Source organism: Bradyrhizobium sp. U87765 SZCCT0048, assembly GCF_018131225.1.
GTDB lineage: Bacteria > Pseudomonadota > Alphaproteobacteria > Rhizobiales > Xanthobacteraceae > Bradyrhizobium_A.
In genome coordinates, this window is record NZ_JAFCMM010000001.1 from 591,902 (window position 1) to 606,846 (window position 14,945).

Consider the following 14,945-nt stretch of genomic DNA (forward strand, 5'->3'; position numbering starts at 1 on the left):
CCGTCGGACGCCACCATGAAGACGCTGACCGCCAACGGCATCAACCTCGCCTATGACGACTTCGGCGACGCGACGGCCGACGCCATCCTGCTGATCGCCGGTCTCGGCACCCAGATGATCCGCTGGACGTCGCCGTTCTGCGACGCCCTCGCCGCGCGCGGCTATCGCGTGATCCGGTTCGACAACCGCGACGCCGGCGGCTCGACGCATTTCAGCACTCACCCGCCGCCCGACTTCGGCACTCTCGCCGCCACGCTGATGGCCGGCGGCCGACCGGACGTGCCCTACTCACTGCATGACATGGCAGGCGATACCGTCGGCCTGATGGATGCGCTGGCGCTCCCGCGCGCCCATCTCGTCGGCCGCTCGATGGGCGGCATGATCGCCCAGGTCGTGGCGAGCGCCCATCCCGACCGCGTGCTGTCGCTGACCTCGATCATGTCGAGCACCGGCAATCCGCAGTTGCCGCAGGCGGCGCCGGACGTGATGGCGATGCTGACGCGGCCGATGCCCGATCCGTCCGCGGACATCGAGGGCTATCTCGACCGCGCGCAGACGTTCGCGCAACGCATCACCGGACCGGACTATCCCATTGATGTCGCGGCATACCGCGCGCTCGTCCGTGAGGAAGTGCGGCGCGCTTATGATCCGGCCGGCTTCGCTCGCCAGATCGCAGCCATCGCCGTCACCGGGGACCGTCGCACCGCGCTGTCGACGATCACCGCACCGACGCTGGTGATCCACGGCGCCGACGATCCACTCATTCCCCCGGCCTGCGGTGCGGATACCGCCGCCGCGATCTCCGGAGCGGAGTTCATGGTGATCGACGGCATGGGCCATGACCTGCCGGCCGCGGTCGAGCCGCGCATCGCCGACGCCATCGTGCGGACCGCGCGCCGGACCTCACGGCTCCCGGTCACCGCACTCGACCTGCTCGGCAAGATCTAACAGCCCCTAGAGGCTCGCATCGCTCGGAGTCTAACCGGAGATCGGCAGCCGATCGACGGAGCTGTCGGTCTTTCTCTGTCGTGGCCGAGCTTGTCCCGGCCAACCCGCTAGGGCCGCAGTGCCTTCCTCGCCGGGGTCGCCGGGACAAGCCCGGCGACGACAAATAGGGAAACAGGTGATTACCCTTTAAAGTCAGCCAGTCAGGCGACGGCGGCCTCACGGGGCTGGTAGATCGCGACATGGCGGCAGCGGGCAACCGCGCGGCCGCCATTGGCGACGACGACGCCGTCAAGCTCGACGAACCGGTGCCCTTTGCGCTCATAGTTGTCGGCGACCTGAGCCCGCACCGTCAGTTCGTCGCCGGCGAAGGCCGGCGCAAGGTGCTGCAGCGCGCTGCTGACATGGATCCAGGGGCCGAGGACGACATTCTCCTTCAGCGCCGAATTCAGCGTACGCAGCAGCGTGCCCGGGTGAAGAATCGCCTCGGTGGCGTAGACCGGCGCCGCCTCGTGGATGTTGCGGAGATAGTCGCGCCGTTCGACCGCATCCTGGCGATACGCCGCAATGCCAAGCCACGACCCCGTCCGGTAGGTGTCTTCGCCCACCGGCGGGCGCCGGACCACGGGGCCCGTGGCCACGAAATCGTCGAGCCGCAGCGGCGGTGCCGCATCCGGCAGCGTCGCGATGGCCGTGCCGCAGAGCTCGCCACGGCTGCGCAGTTCGATCGCAAGACCACCTTCCGCCTCGCGCGCGGAGACCTCGACCGTCTCGCCATCGTACACCGGCTTGAGGAACCTCCCCTCCATCCAGCCACGTTCGAGAAAAGCCCGTCCCCACGCCGTCGCCGGCACGCGGCTCATGTACGCGAACACATCGACGCCGGGCACCAGGCCGCCGACGAACCCGAACTGTCGCGCCACCGTGTCGTCGTGCATCTTGTTTTCGGAGCTTTTGGCGAGATTGCAGGCCACGACCCGGTACGGCGTCAGTTCCATGGTTCCTCCCGCGGGTGCAGGCCCGCTGTTCGTTGACAGGCGCGATGGTACGCCAACAGACCTCATCCGCAACCCCGTCTAAGGCGCGGTTTTTGCTCGCAATCCGGTCACAGCTAAGCTACCCCGTCGCGACCGACCCCAAGGGCATTCCGCAAGCCATCCCATGACCACGCCCCGACCAACCGGCCGCATCTATGTCGATGCCGATGCCTGCCCGGTGAAGGACGAGATCTACCGGGTCGCGGAGCGCCACGGCCTGCCGGTGACGATGGTCGCCGGCGGCTTCCTGCGGGTGCCCCAGCATCCGCTGATCGAGCGGGTGGCGGCGGGCGACGGCATGGACGCCGCCGACGACTGGATCGCCGAGCGGACCGGTCCGGGCGACATCGTCGTCACCGCCGATATCCCGCTCGCCAGCCGCTGTGTGAAGACCGGCGCCGCGGTGCTGGCGCCGAGCGGCAAGGCCTTCACCCAGGATTCGATCGGCATGGCCCTCGCCGTGCGCAACCTGATGACCGACCTGCGCTCGGCGGGTGACGTCACCGGCGGCCCGCGCGCGTTTTCGCCGCGCGACCGCTCGACGTTCCTGTCCGCGCTCGACCAGACCATCCGGCGCCTGCAACGCGCCCAACAGAGCTGAAGATCGACCACCATGGCTCCTCCCCTGATCCAGATGAAGGATATCGCACTGACGTTCGGCGGCACGCCGCTGCTGCGCACCGCCGAGCTCAGCGTCTCGGCGGGCGAGCGCGTCTGCCTGATCGGCCGCAACGGCTCGGGCAAGTCGACGCTGCTCAAAATCGCCGCCGGGCTTGTCGAGCCCGACCGCGGCGAGCGCTTCGTGCAGCCCGGCGCCACCATCCGCTACCTGCCGCAGGAGCCGGATTTCTCCGGCGTCGCCTCGACGCTCGCCTATGTCGAGGCCGGCCTCGGCCCGGGCGACGACGTCCATCCGGCCCATTACCTGCTGGAGCAGCTCGGCCTCACCGGGGAGGAAGATCCGGCCAACCTGTCCGGCGGCGAAGCCCGCCGCGCGGCGCTCGCGCGTGTGCTCGCGCCCTCGCCCGACATCCTGCTGCTCGACGAGCCGACCAACCATCTCGACCTGCCGACCATCGAATGGCTGGAGGGCGAGCTGTCGAGCCGGCGCTGCGCGCTGGTGCTGATCAGCCACGACCGTCGCTTCCTCACCAACCTGTCGCGCAGCACGGTGTGGCTCGACCGCGGCCAGACCCGGCGCATCGAGCGCGGCTTCGGTGCCTTCGAGGAATGGCGCGACGAAGTGCTCGCCGAGGAAGAGCGCGACCAGCACAAGCTCGACCGCAAGATCGTCGCCGAGGAACACTGGCTGCGCTACGGCGTGTCCGGCCGACGCAAGCGCAACGTCAAGCGCCTCGCCAACCTGCATTCGCTGCGCGACCAGCGCCGTGATTATCGTGGCGCCGCCGGCAAGGCGGCGCTGACCGCCGCCACCGGAGAGACCTCCGGCACCCTGGTGATCGAGGCCAGGAACGTCACCAAGGCCTGGGGCGAGCGCATCGTGGTCAACGACTTCTCGATCCGCATGCAGCGCGGCGACCGCCTCGGCATCGTCGGGCCGAACGGCGCCGGCAAGACCACGCTCATCAACATCCTGACCGGCGCTCTCGCCCCTGACAGCGGCAGTATCCGCCTCGGCGCCAACATCGAGATGGCGACGCTCGACCAGCATCGCGAAAGCCTCGATCCCAAAACGACGCTGTCGGAGGCACTGACCGGCGGCCGCGGCGACCATGTCATGGTCGGCGACAAGCCCAAGCACGTTATCAGCTACATGAAGGACTTCCTGTTCGCCCAGGAGCAGGCGCGCACGCCGCTGGAGGTGCTGTCGGGCGGTGAGCGTGGCCGCCTGATGCTGGCCCGTGCCCTCGCCAAGCCCTCGAACCTTCTGGTGCTCGACGAGCCGACCAACGACCTCGATCTCGAGACCCTCGACGTGCTGGAGGACCTGCTCGGCGACTACGAAGGCACGGTGATCCTGATCAGCCACGACCGTGACTTCCTCGACCGCGTCGTGACATCGGTGATCGCGCCTGACGGCCAGGGCCGCTGGCTCGAATACGCCGGCGGCTACAGCGACATGCTCACGCAGCGCGGTGAGGATTTGCGGCGCGATGCGCCGAAGACGGCCGCAACCAGGGCGGCGAAAGAGCCGACAGAACCGAAGGCGAGCCCGGCCGCCGCCAAGCGCCGCCTCAGCTTCAACGAGAAGCACGCCCTGGAGACGCTGCCCAAGACCATGGCCAAGCTGCAGGCGGACATCGCCGTGCACCAGAAAAAGCTCGACGATCCGGCACTGTACGCGCGCGACCGCAAGGCGTTCGACGACAGCTCGGCCGCACTCGCCGCAGCCCACGCCAAGCTGCAGGAGGCCGAGGAGAAGTGGCTGGAACTCGAGATCCTGCGCGAGGAAATCGAGCAGGGCTGAACGCGGCTTGCCCGGAGAACGCGCGCTCGTCTCCCGCTAGATCGATCCGACTGGCTGCTGCTGGGTGGCGCAATGAATGCCGCCTCCCGCTTCGCCAATCGGGTCGATATCGAGATTGACGACTTCACGGCCCGGATAGAGCTGGCGCAGCAAGTCGCTGGCGGCAGCATCGGCCTTGTCGTCGCCGAACTCCGCTCCGATGACCGCGCCATTGCAGAGGTAATAGTTGACGTAGCTCGAAACGAAGTCGTCCGACACAGACCGGATCCGTTCGGGATCGGGTTCTGACATCACCACGATATCGAGGCGGCGGCCGGCTGCGTCTGTGGCCTGCTTGAGAATTTCGTAGGTCTCGAACGCCGCCACGCTCCAGGGATCACCGCTGTCCTTCTTCGCCGGCAGCTGGATCACGACCTGCCCCGGCTTCACGAACCGCGCCAGCGCATCGATGTGATAGTCGGTGATATCGGCGCCCTTCACGCCCGGCGCCCAGATCATGCGCTCGGCGCCCAAGGCATCCAGCAGCAGCCGCTCGATCTCGGCCTTCGTGCCCCGATTGCGGTTGGGATTGATCCAGGAGCTCTCATGGGCGAGCAGCGTCCCCGCGCCATCGGTTTCGACGCCGCCGCCTTCGCCGACCAGGCCATTGTTGAACACGCGAAGCCCGAGCCTCTGAGCGACCCGCCCGGCGATCTGTCCATCGGCAGCGTGAGGCTGCTTGTTGCCCCAGCCGTTGAAATTCAGCTCCGAGATCGCCAATGCGCCATTGGCGGAACGCACGAAGGTCGGCCCGGCGTCGCGACACCAGAGGTCGTCCGTGGCGATCGGCCAGACTTCGATCTGCGCGCCGAGCCGTTGCTGGACCGCCGCGACCTGCGTGGGTCGGGCCAGCATGACCATCGGCTCGAAGCGCACGATCGCCTGCGCGATCGATACGATGCGGCCGCGGACGGCCTCCAGTTCCGCGCTCCCGCCATGGATCGCCGCACGCGCGGGCCATTGCATGAACGTGCGCGCATGCGGCTCGGATTCCAGCGGCATGCGGAAGCCGAGGCTGCGCGCGGAGCCGTCGCTCTGGCTGTTGCCGGGCGGCGCGGCGGACGACGCATCAGTGGTCATCAGCAACAGGCCCCATGCAGCGGTTGTTTTCAGGATCTTGCGGCGGTCGGGCATGGCGACAGGGTAAGGATGCCCCGCCACTGCGACAACAGCGAACGAGCCAGCTCACGTCGCAGCCTCCGTTCAACGGCCGGCGAGCGCCTGGAATTCACGATCGAGCGCTTCGCGAAACACCGCGATCGGGCGCTCCAGCCGCCCGGCCGGCGGCCGATGCACCACCCAAGCCCGCACCGCCGGCGTGAATCCCGGCACGGTGACCATCTTCAGCTTTTTGCGGTAGGCGCTGCGCCGCAGCGCCACCGGGGTTGCGATGCCGACGCCCAGCCCGCGCGCCACCAGCGACAGCCGCAGTTCCGAATCCAGCGCCTCGACGGCGACGGTGAACGGCAGATGCGCGGCATCGAAGTGGCGCTTGAGAGTATGGCGAAAGCCGCAGCCATCCTGGTTGATCACCCAGGTCAGGGCCGACAACGTCGCGAGGTCGGCCGTCTTGCCGATCTTCATGTCGCGCGCGACCACGAACAGCACCGGCTGGGCGCCGAGATCGTCGGCGGCGAGTTCCGTCGGCGGCGCCATACCGTCTGGCAGGCAGACCGCCGCCGCGTCGAGTTCGTTGCGCACCACGCGCGCGAGGTGCTCCGGCGACCAGCCCGAGATCACCCGCACGGCCAGCGTCGGGAAAGCGCTGCGCAGCGCATCGAGCGGCCCGGTCAGGCCGCTCTCCGACAGATAGGGCGTGATACCGAGCCGGAACTCGCCGCGCACCGCACCATCCTGTGCGACGCCGGATTTGAGATCCTCCAGCGAGCGCAGCACCCGCCGGCCATGCTCATAGGCCTCGCGGCCGGCCTGGGTCGGGCGCAGGGGCTTGGACTGCCGGTCAAGCAGCTCGGCACCGAGCAGGTCTTCCAGGCTCTGCACCCGCCGCGTCACGCCGGGCTGGGTCAGATTGAGCCGCGCCGATGCAGCCACGATCGAGCCGGTTTCGACCACCGCGACGAAGGCCATGAGGTCATTTGTATTCATGCGGAACTCGCATATTGAATATCAGTTCATTTCAATTGTCGCATAATCTCGCAACTGCTTAAAGGCCCTTCCGCAACGACTTGAGGGCTCCATGAGCGCCAGCGACACCACCTCTTCCACTCCCGTGCCGGGCACCGCGACGATTACCCGGTCCTTCATCTGGCTTGGCGCCATCGCCACCGGCACGATCGTCACCAACCTGTTCGCGCCGCAGATCCTGGTCGGCGAGATGGGGCCGGCGCTGCACATGAGCGCCACGCAGGCGGGCCTGATCAGCACCCTCACCCTGCTCGGCTATGCGCTCGGCCTGTTCCTGCTGGTGCCGCTCGCCGACCGCCTGGAAAACAAACGGCTCATCCTGACGACGCTGTGCGGCACGGTGGCTGCCGCGCTGTGCACCGCGCTGGCGCCGACGCCGGGGCTGCTGCTCCTTGCCGTGTTCGTGCTCGGCGGCTCCTGTGCCGCGATCCAGATGCTGGTGCCGCTGATCGCGGCGATGGCGCCGCCGGCCGACCGCGGCCGGGTCATCGGCGAGGTCATGAGCGGACTGATGGTCGGCATCCTGCTGTCGCGGCCGCTGGCGAGCTTCGTCGCAGACCTCTGGGACTGGCGCGGCTACTATGTGCTGTCGGCAACTGCCGTCGCCGTTCTTGCCGTCGCGCTCGGCGTGCGCCTGCCGACCCTGCGCCCGCTCGCCCATGTCAGCTACCCGCGCCTGCTCGGCTCGTTCTGGACGCTGCTGCGGGAGGAGCCGGTGCTGCGCGTCCGCTCGTGGACGGCGGCGCTGGTGATGGCGGCTTTCAGCGCGTTCTGGGCCGCCGTGGCACTGCGCCTGACCACGGCGCCGTTCCACCTCGACGCCCGCGGCATCGCCGTGTTCGCGCTGGTCGGCGCTGCCGGCGCGACGGCCGCGCCGATCGCGGGCCGGATCGGCGACGGCGGCCATGTGCGCGTGCTGCTGATCGCCTCGCATCTGATGATCGTGCTGTCATCACTGGCAGCGGCGTACGCCGCGACGCTGACCGACCCGGCGTGGTCGCTGGGGCTGCTCGCCGCCGCCGCCGTGCTCCTCGACATCGGCATCACCAGCGACCAGACACTCGGCCGCCGCGCGGTCAACCTGCTGCGCCCGGAAGCGCGCGGCCGCCTCAACGGGCTGTTCGTCGGGCTGTTCTTCATCGGTGGCGCGATCGGCTCCGCGGCCGTCGCCTTCGCCTGGCCGCTCGGCGGCTGGACGGCAGTGTGCGCGGTCACCGCGCTGTTCGGGCTGCTGGCGCTGATCACCGATCTCGCCACCCGCACCGGAACGGCATGACCGCGCCTCGTCATAGCGTACCTTCCGCGCGCAGCCGGGCGAGCACGCCGCGTCCGGCTGCCGCGCCGGTCGCGAACGTCGCCTGCAGCAGATAGCCGCCGGTCGGCGCTTCCCAGTCCAGCATCTCGCCGGCAACGAACACCCCCGGCAGCCGGCGCAGCATGAAGGAGGCGTCGACCTCGTCGAAGGCGATGCCGCCCGCCGTCGAGATCGCGCGATCGATCGACGCCGTACCGCTCAGCCGCACCGTGACCGCGTTGACCGCCTCCGCCAGGGCATCGGACGAAAGCGCACCGAGGTTCACACCGCGCGCGATCGCGCTCTCCTGCAGCAGCGCCATCGCCACCGGCGACAGGCCGATCGCCTTCCGAAGAAAAGTCGACAGCGACTGCTTGCGGCGTGGCACCGCGAGCCGAGTCGCCAGATCGGTCGCGGAGGCGTCCGGGCGCAGCGCAACCGTCAAGTCGGCAAAACCGTCCCGGGCGATCGCCTCGCGCAGCACCGATGACAGCGCGTAGACGCCGCCACCTTCGAGGCCGTCGCGCGTGACCACCAGTTCGGCCCGGCTCGTCGCCGCACCGGCCGACAGTGCAATTCCCTTCAGCGGCGTGCCTTCGAAGCGGTCGCGGAACAGTGCCGACCATGCCACGCGAAAGCCGCTGTTCGCCGGCCGCAATGGCGCAATCGCAATGCCGCGCGCGGCGAGGATGGACTGCCAGCCGCCATCGGAGCCGAGCCGCGGCCAGCTCGCGCCGCCGAGCGCAAGCACGGTGATATCCGCCGCGGTCTGCACCAGGCCATGGGGCGCTTCGAACCGCAGGCGGCCATCATCCGCCCACCCCGTCCACTGGTGACGCAGCGCCAGCGTCACGCCCTGCCCTTCGAGGCGGCGCAACCAGGCGCGCAGCAGCGGCGACGCCTTGAGCGCCTGCGGAAACACCCGGCCGCTGCTGCCGACAAAGGTCGGCTGCCCGAGCGCAGCGCACCACGCCTGCAGGTCAGCGGACGAGAATTTTTCGACCGCGTCGCGCAGCGCCGGTTCGGCGGCGCCGTAGCGCGCCATGAAGGCGGCAAGCGGCTCGCTGTGGGTAATGTTGAGGCCGCCGCGGCCGGCCATCAGGAACTTGCGGCCGGCCGACGGCATGCGGTCATAGACGGTGACGCGCGCCCCGCCCGCGGCAATGGTCTCCGCGGCGATCAGGCCGGCCGGCCCCGCGCCGATCACAGCGATGGTTCGACCGGAAATATCAGGAGATGGAGACACGGTCACGGGCGGAGGTCACAGGACATGATCGCCGCCTTATCGGCCGCGCCGGCCCCGAAGCCAAGTCCGAAAGCACCTCCCGGCGTGCCATGGCCCCCAAACACACGCAGATCCCGAACATGGGTACGGGGCGGCAAGTGTCCCTGCCGCCCCGTTCCCATCCCTCTCAGGCGATCAGAAGATCTTGACCGCGTTCTTGAGCGTGATCCACACGCCCCACGCCAGCGGAATGCCGACGAAGGCCCAGAACAGCAGCGCCGGACCGTCGAGACCGCCCTTGCCGATGCCGAACGAACCGCTCGGCCCCGACGCCGCGCCCTTGGTCGCGGCCTGCAGCTTGGAGACCTCTTCCTGGCTCATGTACCACTTGGGATCGACCGGCTTGATCAGGTAGTTGCAGATCAGGCCCGCGATCAGCATCGCGCAGAGAATGTACATGGTGGTGTTGTAGAGCTGGTCACGCGGCACGCCGGCGGCGAGCTGCGCCTCGCGGATGTAGTTCACGACCACCGGGCCGATGATCCCCGCCGTCGACCACGCCGTCAGCAGCCGGCCATGGATGGCGCCGACGAACTGCGTGCCGAACATGTCGGCGAGGTACGCCGGCACCGTGGCGAAGCCGCCGCCATACATCGACAGGATGATGCCGAACGCCAGCACGAACAGTGCCTTGCTGCCGATCGCCGCGAACCATGGCGCAGAAGCGTAGAGCACGATGCCGAGCAGGAAGAACGTGTAGTAGGTGCTCTTGCGGCCGATGTGGTCGGACAGCGACGCCCAGAAGAACCGGCCGCCGATGTTGAACAGCGACAGCAGGCCGGTGAATCCCGCCGCGATGGCGGCGATCGCCACCTTCTGCTCGGCGCTGAGCGCGTTGAACTTGAGGTCCGGCAGACCGATCAACGAACCGGCGAAGATCTCCTGCAGCATCGGCGAGGCCATGCCGATGACGCCGATACCGGCCGACACGTTCAAACACAGCACCCACCAGATCAGCCAGAACTGCGGCGTCTTGTGCGCGTTGTCGAGATGGACATGGTGCTGGGTGATCATCGACTTGTTCTCGGCCGGCGGCGCCCAGCCGTCCGGACGCCAGCCGGACGGCGGCAGGCGGTAGCGGAACGCCCCGATCATCATGAACACGAAGTAGATGACGCCCATGGCGAGGAACGTTTCCCACACCCCGACCGACGTCGGCGTCTTGAAAGTGTTCATCAACAGGTCGGCGAGCGGTGCGCCGATCATGGCACCACCGCCGAAGCCCATGATCGCCATGCCGGTGGCCATGCCGCGGCGGTCGGGGAACCATTTCACCAGCGTCGACACCGGAGAGATATAGCCGAGGCCGAGACCGACACCGCCGATCACGCCGGAGCCGAGCCACAGGATCCAGAGCTGGTGGGTGTAGACGCCGATGGCGCCGAGCAGAAGGCCGCCCGCCCAGCAGAACGCGGCGACCACGCCAGCCTTGCGCGGCCCTGCCCGTTCCAGCCAGCCGCCCCACAACGCAGCCGACACGCCGAGCACGACGAAGAACAGCGTGTACATCCAGCCGAGGCTGGCGACGCGCCAGTCGCAGGTGGTGGTGAACAACTCCTGCACGATCGACATGTCCTGGCAGACCTTCGGCGCGGTGAGGCCGACGGCGCGCGACAGCGGCAGCCAGAACACGCTGAAGCCATAGGCCATGCCGATGCAGAGATGGATGCAGAGCGCCGCCGGCGGCACCAGCCAGCGATTGAATCCGGCAGCGGCAATAATGCGTTCGCGATCAAGGATGCCGGCAGTGCTGCCGGACATCGTCCCCGCATTGTCCAGAGTAGCCATGTTGTTTTCTCCCCGTGGCAGCCGCCTTCATTGGCGAGGCGGTCTGTCGTCCCGACGCTTGACTACGACCCTGGCCTCCTCAGCCCCACCATCGCACTGCGCACGAGGGGATCGAGCCCCTCGCCGCCAGCCTCCCAATGCGCCAGGATCGCGGAGCGCATGCGGGGATCCCAGAATTTGTTGATGTGCTCGGCGATGCCCGGCACAGCCCTGGCCTCGCCCTGACTCCTGAAAAAGCTGCCGATCTGGTTGGCCATGTGGACCAATCTGTCAGGCGACATCGATCGAGACTCCTGTCGATACGCGATGCGAATGGGTGAATACCTCGAAGCCGTCGGCCCGGGCAATTGCACAAAGGGTTATATTCGCCGCCTCCGCCATCCGCACCGCCAGCGCGGTCGGCGCCGACACCGAGACGATCATCGAGGTTCCCAGCGCCGCTGACTTCTGCACCATCTCGACCGAGACGCGACTGGTCAGCAGCACGATCCCCTCGATCGCGGCGAGTGACTGGCGCGCGATCGTTCCGGCGAGCTTGTCCAGGGCATTGTGCCGACCGACATCCTCCCGCAGCGCAACAATGCCACGATCGGGATGCCAGAACGCCGCCGCATGCACGGCGCGCGTTTCCATGTTGAGCTTCTGCAGCGGCGCCAGGGCCTGCATCGCGGCCATGATCTGTGGCGGCGAGACCCGAATGCCATGACCGACGACGGCCGCAGGGCGCACCGCCTCGGCAATCGAGTCGATGCCGCACAACCCGCAGCCGGTGGGCCCGGCGATATGCCGCCGCCGCTCGCCGAGCCGCGTCGCCCGTGAGGTCTCCAGCCACATCCGGACATCAATGCCGTCGTCGAGTTCGACGACCTCCAGCGAGGTGATGTCGTCCCTGGCGTCGATGATCCCTTCGGAGAGACTGAAGCCGACCGCGAAGTCTTCGAGGTCGGTCGGGGTCCCCATCATGACGGCATAGGTGCCGCCATCATAGGACAGCGCGATCGCGGTCTCCTCCGGGATCGCGCGATCGCCCGCGCTGAAGCCGCCATTGTCCCGCCAAATCCGTCGATGTGCGATATGAACAGGATCCGGCAAGCTCTACTCCGCTGCTTCCATCGGGGCGATGCGGCGCGACTGCCGCGCCTGCTCGTCATAGGTCTTCTGCCAGTCGCTGGGGCCGTTGGACGGCCTGATTTGCACCGCGGTGACCTTGTATTCCGGACAGTTGGTTGCCCAGTCCGAGAACTCGGTGGTGACGACGTTGGCCTGCGTGTCCGGGTGGTGGAACGTGGTGTAGACGACGCCCGGCGCGACCCGCTCGGTGATCAGCGCACGCAGCGTCGTCTCGCCGGCGCGGCTGGTCAGCGTCACCCAGTCGCCATCGCGAACGCCGCGCTGCTCGGCGTCGTGGGGATGGATCTCGAGACGATCCTCCTCATGCCAGACCACGTTGGCGGTGCGGCGGGTCTGGGCCCCGACATTGTACTGGCTGAGAATGCGGCCAGTGGTCAGCAGCAGCGGGAAGCGCGGCCCCGTCCGCTCGTCGGTGGGAATATATTCGGTGATGACGAACTTGCCCTTGCCGCGCACGAAACCGCCGATGTGCATCACGGGCGTGCCTTCGGGGGCTTTCTCGTTGCAGGGCCACTGCACCGATCCCAGCTCGTCGAGCTTGGCATAGGACACGCCGGTGAAGGTCGGCGTCAGCGCCGCGATCTCGTCCATGATCTGCGAAGGATGCTCATAGTGCATCTCGTAACCCATCGCCTTGGCCAGAGCGATCGTGACTTCCCAGTCCTCCATGCCGTTGCGTGGCGACATCACCTTTCGCACCCGCTGGATCCGGCGTTCCGCATTGGTAAAGGTACCGTTCTTTTCCAGGAAGGTCGAGCCCGGCAGGAACACGTGTGCGTAATTCGCCGTCTCGTTCAGGAAGAGGTCGTGAACGATGACGCACTCCATGGCGGCAAGGCCGGCGGCGACATGTTTGGTGTTGGGATCGGACTGCAGGATGTCCTCGCCCTGCACGTAGAGCGCCTTGAAGCTGCCGTCGACGGCGGCATCCAGCATGTTCGGGATGCGCAGGCCCGGCTCGTTATTGAGCTTGACGCCCCACAGCGATTCAAAGGTCTCACGCACGGCATCCGTGGAGATGTGGCGGTAGCCCGGCAGTTCGTGCGGGAACGAACCCATGTCGCAGGAGCCCTGCACATTGTTCTGGCCGCGCAGCGGATTGACGCCGACGCCCGGACGGCCAATGTTGCCGGTCGCCATCGCCAGATTGGCGATCGCCATCACCGTGGTCGAGCCCTGGCTGTGCTCGGTGACGCCGAGACCATAGTAGATCGCGCCGTTGCCGCCGGTGGCGAACAGCCGCGCGGCGCCGCGCAGCGCGATGGGATCGACGCCGGTCGCGAGCGCGGTGGCCTCCGGGCTGTTCTGCGGCAGCGACACGAATGCCGCCCAGTCCTCGAACTCACTCCAGTCGCAGCGCTCGCGCACGAAAGGCTCGTCGACGAGGCCCTCGGTGACGATGACATGGGCCAGCGCGGTGAGCACGGCAACGTTGGTGCCGGGCATCAGCGGCAAATGATAAGCCGCTTCGATATGGGGCGAGCGCACGAGATCGGTGCGGCGCGGATCGATCACGATCAGTTTCGCGCCCTGGCGCAGCCGCTTCTTGAGCCGTGAGCCGAACACCGGATGGCCGTCGGTCGGGTTGGCGCCGATCACGATGACCACGTCGGTCTGCTCGACGGAGTCGAAGTCCTGGGTGCCGGCCGAGGTGCCGAACGCCTGCGACAGGCCATAGCCGGTGGGCGAATGGCAGACGCGGGCACAGGTGTCGACATTGTTGTTGCCGAAGCCGGCGCGGATCAGCTTCTGCACCAGATAGGTCTCTTCGTTGGTGCAGCGCGACGAGGTGATGCCGCCGACCGAGTCCCGGCCGTAGGTCTTCTGGATGCGGGCGAACTCGGACGCGGCGTAGCTGAACGCCTCCTCCCAGCTCACCTCCTGCCAGGGATCGCTGATGGCCTTGCGGATCATGGGTTTCAGGATGCGCTCGCGATGCGTGGCATAGCCCCAGGCGAAGCGCCCCTTGACGCAGGAGTGGCCACGGTTGGCCTTGCCGTCCTTGTAGGGCACCATGCGCACCACTTCCTCGCCGCGCATCTCGGCCTTGAAGGTACAGCCGACGCCGCAATAGGCGCAGGTGGTGACTTCGGAATGCTCGGGCTGGCCGATCTCGATCACCGACTTCTCGGTCAGCGTCGCGGTCGGGCATGCCTGGACGCAGGCGCCGCACGACACGCACTCGGAGCCGAGGAAGCTCTCGCTCATGCCCGGCGACACGCGGCTGTCGAAGCCGCGGCCGGCGATGGTCAGCGCGAAGGTGCCCTGCACTTCTTCACAGGCCCGCACGCAGCGCGAGCACACGATGCACTTCGACGGATCGTAGGTGAAGTACGGGTTGGACTCGTCCTTGGGCAACCAGTTGGCGTTGTCCTCGCCATGACAAGTGGCGGACACGTGGTTCTCGCCGTCATAGCCATAGCGCACATCGCGCAGGCCGACCGCGCCCGCCATGTCCTGCAGTTCGCAATCGCCGTTGGCGGCGCAGGTCAGGCAGTCGAGCGGATGGTCGGAGATGTAGAGCTCCATCACCCCCTTGCGCAGCTGCTTGAGCCGCTCGGTCTGGGTCTTGACCACGAGGCCCTCGGTGGCCGGCGTGGTGCAGGACGCCGGCGTGCCGGCGCGGCCCTCGATCTCCACCAGGCACAGGCGGCAGGAACCGAAGGCATCGACCATGTCGGTGGCGCAGAGCTTGGGAATCTGCGTGCCCGACTCCATCGCCGCCCGCATGATCGAGGTGCCCTCGGGCACCGTGACCTGGCGGCCATCGATGGTCAGGGTCAAGGTCTTCTCGGCTTTGGACCGCGGCGTGCCGTAATCGATCTCATGCACCAGCGACATGACGTGCCTTCC

General features: G+C 67.8%; 12 protein-coding genes. 4 read left to right on the top strand and 8 right to left on the bottom strand.

Features of this window, described 5'->3' with window-relative positions; all coding sequences use genetic code 11:
* Positions 1–15: 15 nt before the first annotated feature.
* Complete coding sequence (locus JQ639_RS02535) at positions 16–948, top strand: alpha/beta fold hydrolase (RefSeq protein WP_211969608.1); 933 nt, start codon at positions 16–18, stop codon at positions 946–948.
* 200 nt (positions 949–1,148) lie between these two features.
* Here the strand turns inward: JQ639_RS02535 and JQ639_RS02540 are convergent, their stop codons facing one another.
* Positions 1,149–1,943: a hypothetical protein gene (locus tag JQ639_RS02540; RefSeq protein ID WP_211969607.1), complete on the bottom strand. Its 795-nt coding sequence runs from the start codon at positions 1,941–1,943 to the stop codon at positions 1,149–1,151.
* Positions 1,944–2,106: 163 nt separating this feature from the next.
* Between JQ639_RS02540 and JQ639_RS02545 the strand changes: the two genes are divergently transcribed.
* Both JQ639_RS02545 and JQ639_RS02550 read left to right on the top strand, forming a co-directional pair.
* The gene (locus tag JQ639_RS02545; protein ID WP_211969606.1) at positions 2,107–2,583 is read left to right on the top strand and encodes a YaiI/YqxD family protein; all 477 of its coding nucleotides are present in this window, start codon (positions 2,107–2,109) and stop codon (positions 2,581–2,583) included.
* Between the two features lie 12 nt (positions 2,584–2,595).
* Positions 2,596–4,410: an ABC-F family ATP-binding cassette domain-containing protein gene (locus JQ639_RS02550; protein WP_211969605.1), complete on the top strand. Its 1,815-nt coding sequence runs from the start codon at positions 2,596–2,598 to the stop codon at positions 4,408–4,410.
* A gap of 36 nt (positions 4,411–4,446) precedes the next feature.
* On the opposite strand, the gene JQ639_RS02555 is transcribed toward JQ639_RS02550, so the two are convergent.
* The gene (locus JQ639_RS02555) at positions 4,447–5,529 is read right to left on the bottom strand and encodes an agmatine deiminase family protein (RefSeq protein ID WP_211969604.1); all 1,083 of its coding nucleotides are present in this window, start codon (positions 5,527–5,529) and stop codon (positions 4,447–4,449) included.
* A gap of 123 nt (positions 5,530–5,652) precedes the next feature.
* Complete coding sequence (locus JQ639_RS02560) at positions 5,653–6,555, bottom strand: LysR family transcriptional regulator (protein ID WP_211969603.1); 903 nt, start codon at positions 6,553–6,555, stop codon at positions 5,653–5,655.
* Between the two features lie 91 nt (positions 6,556–6,646).
* Here JQ639_RS02560 and JQ639_RS02565 point away from each other — a divergent pair, with 91 nt between their 5' ends.
* Positions 6,647–7,870, top strand: a complete 1,224-nt coding sequence (locus tag JQ639_RS02565) for an MFS transporter (protein WP_211969602.1) — start codon at positions 6,647–6,649, stop codon at positions 7,868–7,870.
* A 10-nt stretch (positions 7,871–7,880) separates the two neighbouring features.
* Here the strand turns inward: JQ639_RS02565 and JQ639_RS02570 are convergent, their stop codons facing one another.
* The 5 genes from JQ639_RS02570 to fdhF form a co-directional block, all read right to left on the bottom strand.
* Positions 7,881–9,140, bottom strand: coding sequence for a BaiN/RdsA family NAD(P)/FAD-dependent oxidoreductase (locus JQ639_RS02570; RefSeq protein ID WP_349644679.1), 1,260 nt, complete (start codon positions 9,138–9,140; stop codon positions 7,881–7,883).
* A gap of 168 nt (positions 9,141–9,308) precedes the next feature.
* Positions 9,309–10,961: an OFA family MFS transporter gene (locus tag JQ639_RS02575; protein ID WP_211969601.1), complete on the bottom strand. Its 1,653-nt coding sequence runs from the start codon at positions 10,959–10,961 to the stop codon at positions 9,309–9,311.
* Between the two features lie 62 nt (positions 10,962–11,023).
* Positions 11,024–11,242 (bottom strand): formate dehydrogenase subunit delta, encoded by a 219-nt coding sequence (locus JQ639_RS02580; RefSeq protein WP_211969600.1) that lies wholly within the window; start codon positions 11,240–11,242, stop codon positions 11,024–11,026.
* Entirely contained in the window at positions 11,232–12,053 is an 822-nt protein-coding gene (fdhD, locus tag JQ639_RS02585) for a formate dehydrogenase accessory sulfurtransferase FdhD (protein ID WP_211969599.1), read from the bottom strand. The genes JQ639_RS02580 and fdhD overlap by 11 nt, the downstream gene beginning before the upstream one ends.
* A 3-nt stretch (positions 12,054–12,056) precedes the next feature.
* Entirely contained in the window at positions 12,057–14,933 is a 2,877-nt protein-coding gene (fdhF, locus tag JQ639_RS02590; RefSeq protein WP_211969598.1) for a formate dehydrogenase subunit alpha, read from the bottom strand.
* Positions 14,934–14,945: the final 12 nt, after the last annotated feature.

Excerpts from the sequence above, each read along its gene's own strand:
- JQ639_RS02575 (WP_211969601.1), bottom strand. The coding sequence starts at position 10,961 with ATGGCTACTCTGGACAATGCGGGGACGATGTCCGGCAGCACTGCCGGC.
- JQ639_RS02555 (WP_211969604.1), bottom strand. The coding sequence starts at position 5,529 with ATGACCACTGATGCGTCGTCCGCCGCGCCGCCCGGCAACAGCCAGAGC.
- JQ639_RS02580 (WP_211969600.1), bottom strand. The coding sequence starts at position 11,242 with ATGTCGCCTGACAGATTGGTCCACATGGCCAACCAGATCGGCAGCTTT.
- JQ639_RS02535 (WP_211969608.1), top strand. The coding sequence starts at position 16 with ATGAAGACGCTGACCGCCAACGGCATCAACCTCGCCTATGACGACTTC.
- fdhF (WP_211969598.1), bottom strand. The coding sequence starts at position 14,933 with ATGTCGCTGGTGCATGAGATCGATTACGGCACGCCGCGGTCCAAAGCC.
- JQ639_RS02560 (WP_211969603.1), bottom strand. The coding sequence starts at position 6,555 with ATGAATACAAATGACCTCATGGCCTTCGTCGCGGTGGTCGAAACCGGC.
- JQ639_RS02565 (WP_211969602.1), top strand. The coding sequence starts at position 6,647 with ATGAGCGCCAGCGACACCACCTCTTCCACTCCCGTGCCGGGCACCGCG.
- JQ639_RS02545 (WP_211969606.1), top strand. The coding sequence starts at position 2,107 with ATGACCACGCCCCGACCAACCGGCCGCATCTATGTCGATGCCGATGCC.
- JQ639_RS02540 (WP_211969607.1), bottom strand. The coding sequence starts at position 1,943 with ATGGAACTGACGCCGTACCGGGTCGTGGCCTGCAATCTCGCCAAAAGC.
- JQ639_RS02550 (WP_211969605.1), top strand. The coding sequence starts at position 2,596 with ATGGCTCCTCCCCTGATCCAGATGAAGGATATCGCACTGACGTTCGGC.